Source organism: Actinomadura harenae (assembly GCF_003696215.1).
In the GTDB taxonomy this organism is placed as follows: Bacteria; Actinomycetota; Actinomycetes; order Streptosporangiales; family Streptosporangiaceae; genus Spirillospora; species Spirillospora harenae.
The window spans coordinates 1-3,971 of the sequence record NZ_RFFG01000224.1 but is presented as its reverse complement, the minus strand read 5'-3'; the positions used below and the strand labels follow the sequence as shown (position 1 = coordinate 3,971).

General features: G+C 74.9%; 3 protein-coding genes. All 3 read right to left on the bottom strand.

Annotated features, from left to right (window positions below):
* Window positions 1-131 precede the first annotated feature (131 nt).
* On the bottom strand, window positions 132-1,337 hold the full coding sequence (locus tag EBO15_RS42805) for a class I SAM-dependent methyltransferase (protein ID WP_122200145.1): 1,206 nt from the start codon (window positions 1,335-1,337) through the stop codon (window positions 132-134).
* A 34-nt stretch (window positions 1,338-1,371) separates the two neighbouring features.
* On the bottom strand, window positions 1,372-2,862 hold the full coding sequence (locus tag EBO15_RS42800; protein ID WP_122200144.1) for an NDP-hexose 2,3-dehydratase family protein: 1,491 nt from the start codon (window positions 2,860-2,862) through the stop codon (window positions 1,372-1,374).
* A partial coding sequence (locus EBO15_RS44940) for a DUF885 domain-containing protein (RefSeq protein WP_122200143.1) occupies window positions 2,859-3,971 on the bottom strand: 1,113 nt, incomplete at its 5' end. The genes EBO15_RS42800 and EBO15_RS44940, both read right to left, overlap by 4 nt.

Genomic DNA, 3,971 nt, shown 5'->3' with positions numbered 1-3,971 from the left:
CCGGCGGCCCGTCCGGGCGGGCCGGTGAACGGACGCGCGCACGCGGCGGCGGCGACGATCCCCGCGCCCGCGAGCGCCAGACCGGGCAGCGCTCCCGCCGCCCATCCCGTGACCTGCACCGGACCGCCTCCTCAGACGACGCGGACGTCGGGGACGTAGCGGATCCACCGGCCGCCCGCCGCGCCGAAGGCGTGCTCCTTGGCCATGATCTCCTCGGCGTGGTTCCAGGCGAACAGCAGCGCGAAGTCGGGGTAGGGGTCGGCGAACGCGTCCGGCGGGCGCACCGGAATGTGCGTCCCGGGCGTCACCAGGCCCTGCTTCGCCGGGGTGGAGTCGCACACGAACGGCAGCAGCTCGGGGCCGATGCCGCAGTAGTTCGTCACGGTCGCGCTCTTGGCGGTCGCGCCGTACCCGACGACGCTGCGGCCGTCGTCGCGGAGCGCCCGCAGCAGCGCGGTCAGCTCGTCCCGGACGCGGCCGACCCGCGCGGCGAACGCGTCCAGCTCCGGGACGTCCCGCTCCTCGCGGCGCAGCGCCCCCGCGACCGCGCCGCTCACCGGATGCCTGCCGGGCCGCCCCACGGTGAAGCGGAGCTGCCCTCCGTGGACGTCCAGGGGCTCGACGTCGACGAGCTCGAAGCCGAAGCGGCGGGCGGCCTCCCGCACGGACGTCGCGGTGAAGAAGTACACGTGCTCGTCGATGACCTGGTCGAACGCCGTCCGGGCGAGGACGTCGCCGAGGTAGGGGTCCTCGAAGACCAGGCGTCCGCCCGTGGTGAGGAGGTGGTCGGCCCCGGCGAAGACGGAGGCGAGGTCGGGCACGTGGCTGACCGTGTTGGCGGAGAAGATCAGGTCGGCGGGGCCTTCGGCGGAGCGGATCTCCGCGGCGGACGCCTTGTCGAAGAACGCCGTCATGACCCGCGCGCCGCGTCCGGCGGCCTCCTCGGCGGCCCGCCCGGACGGGTCGACGCCCAGGTGCCGGACGCCCGCGCGCACGAGCGCCGGCAGGATGCCGCCGTCGTTGCAGCCGACCTCCACGACGAACGCGCCGGGACGGTCACGGACGCCGTCCACGAGCCGGTGCGCGGTGCGCGCGAAGTGCTCGGTCATCCGCGCCGACTGCGACGTCCGGTACGGGTACTCGCGGTGGAACATCGCCTCGGCGGGGACGGGCTCGGTCAGCTGCACCATCGCGCAGTCCCCGCACACGCCCACGGCCAGCCGGAAGAAGAACTCCCCGTCCAGTTCGCCGGGCGGGAGGAACGCGTCGGACCTGGGCTGCCGTCCGAGGTCGAGGAACTCGCGGACCGGACCGGAGCAGATGCGGCATCTCGTCATCGTCACGAGTCCCTAGAACAAGGAGGGGCTGGGGTCATCGGCCGGGCAGGGAGTACAGGCAGGCGAGCAGGCTGCGGGCCTGCACGTTGACGTAGTGGCTGTGCGGCAGCAGCGCCGCGAACTGGCGGAGCGTGAGCCAGCGGAAGTCCGGACTCTCCTCGGGGCCCTCGTCGGGGCCGCCGTCGCCGGGGGCGGCCTCGACGATCAGGTAGCGGCCGCGCGCGTGGTAGAGCCGCCCGCCCTCCTCCGACAGCGTGGCCGCGAACCGGACGCGGTCCGGCCCGGCGGCGAGCACATCGTCCAGGAAAGGCGGCCTGACCTGGGGCGGCCCCCCGTCGAGATCGTGCGGAACGCATTGGACGGTGGGCGCGAGCTCCAGCACGTCGCTGCACCCCGGCTCGGCGAGCGCCTGCGCGAGCAGGTGCAGGACGCCGTCGATCCGCTTCACCAGGAACGCCGCGACGGACGTCCCGAGCGGCCGCACCACGGGCTGCGACCAGTCGTCCACCTCACGCCCGGCCGTGCCGACCGTCACGCCCGCGACCTCGAAGGAGCGGCCGTCCTCCGGGGTGACGGTGGTGCCGTCGTGCCGCCACCCGGCCATCCCGGACAGCGGGACGCGATGGACCCGGACGTCCGTCCGCGTCCGCCGCTCGGTGATCCAGTGCAGCAGGTCGGCGTCCGCGTGGAGGCCGGGCGACGCGTCCAGCGACCGGGCCAGCGCGTCCTGGAAACCGCCGGTGGGCGCGAGCGCCGCCGCCGCGCCGGGCCCGGCGACCGGCAGGCAGCCCAGCACCGACCGCAGGTCCATGTTCACCAGGTCGTCGCGGTCCAGCAGCCGGTGCAGCCGGTGCAGCGTCAGCCAGCGGAACCCGGGCAGGAGCTCGATGTCCTCGCGGGTCTCGACGACCATGTTCCGGTTCCGTTTGCGCAGGAACCACGCGCCGTGCTCCGACTGCCGGACGTCCACGAGCAGCCGCCCCCGGGACGGCGTCCGGAAGTGCTCCAGGTACGGCACCGGCCTGCCCCGGTGCACGCGCGTGTAGTTGCTGCGCGTGGCCTGGACGGTCGGCGCGATCTGGACGCCGCCGACGTTGCCCGGCTCCGCCTTCGTCTGGACGAGGCAGTGCGGCACCCCGTCGAACGCGCGGACGAGCAGCCCGAGGATCCCGATCTCCGGCTGGTCGATGATCGGCTGCTCCCGGCGCGGCACGGGCGCGTCGCGGTGCTCGACCGCCAGCCCGTGCACGGTGAAGAACGCCCCGCTGACGTGCGTGAGGTCGCCGGTGCGGGGATCGACGTTCCAGCCCGGAAGCTCGGACAGGGGCGCGGGCCGGACGGTCATCCGGTCGCCGTCGCGCGCCTCGGCGAGCCAGGCCTCCACGGCCTCCGGGCTCGTCAGGCCGTCCGGGCAGAGCGCCGACCGCGCGAGCCGGAGGTGGAGGGGCTCGCCGCCGTCGGCGTGGAACGCCCGGCCGGTCCCGCCGCCGAGGACGGGAGGCGGTTCGCGGGGCGACGGGGTCATGCGGCTCCCCGGCGCGTGGCGGCCAGATCGGCCGTCAGGGTCGACGGGAGAAGGGGTTCGGTCAGCAGCCGGCGGTAGCGCTCGGTCGGCGACTCGTCCCGGCCTGCGTGCATCCACGCGCGCACGAGCGTGGAGCCCGAGATGTAGGTGACGGTGTAGGCGCGCCATAGCGGATCGGTCAGGAACCGGACCATGTGCCGTGCCCGCGTCTCGTCCACGAGCATCCACCGTTCGAGGTAGGCGACGGCCGTCTCGGGGTCGGCGTGCCGGTCGTGCAGCATGATGGCCGCGTCCTGCCGCGCGGACAGCAGCTGCGCGGTGAGCGGCAGGAGGAGTTCGGCGAGCTCGCCGTCCAGGTGGAGGCCCTCGGACGCCAGGACCTCGGCGGTCCACGGGCCCCAGCCGTCGCCGAGCGCCGCGTCCAGCGCGGCCTCGCCCATGCCCTCGGCGATGAGGCACTGCGGGGTGTTGACGAGCGCGATGGCCTGCTCGTCCTGTCCCCGCGCGCGCACGAGCCCGGCCTCCTTCGCGCAGCGTTCGGTGTGGTGCCCCGGGTAGCACTCGTGTGTCGCCAGGTGGGGGAGCGCCGACAAGCCGTGGCCCGCGTCCGCGTTGATCGTGACCAGTGACCGGTAGCCGCCCTGGTAGCGGTTGAAGGCGTTCCACGGACGGTCGCGGACCACCTCGTAGTCCACGGCCTCACCGGGCGGCAGCCCGAACCGTTCCGCCGTCAGCTCACGCAACGCGCCCGACAGCACCCGGACGGCCCGTCCCAGCGCGTCCGGGGCGAGCCGGTCCCGCTCCCGGAAGGCGGCCAGCTTCGCGCGCGGCCCGCCGGAGCCGGGCAGCAGCTCGTCGATCAGCTCGTGGACGTTGGCGTACCGGTCCGGCGGGACGGGCTCGATGTCCACCTCGAAGTACGCCCGGACCTCGGCGAGGAACCCGAGCGGACGGCCGTCCAGCCGCCGCGCGACGCACTCCAGCGCCCTCAGCTGCGCCTCCAGGAACGCCCGGCGCGGCTCGGGCAGCCCCGAGTCCGGCAGCGCGCGCAGCAGCCGGGCGGCGTCCGCGGCGAGCTCGCCCGGCACCGGGGCGGGCTCGGACGCGAC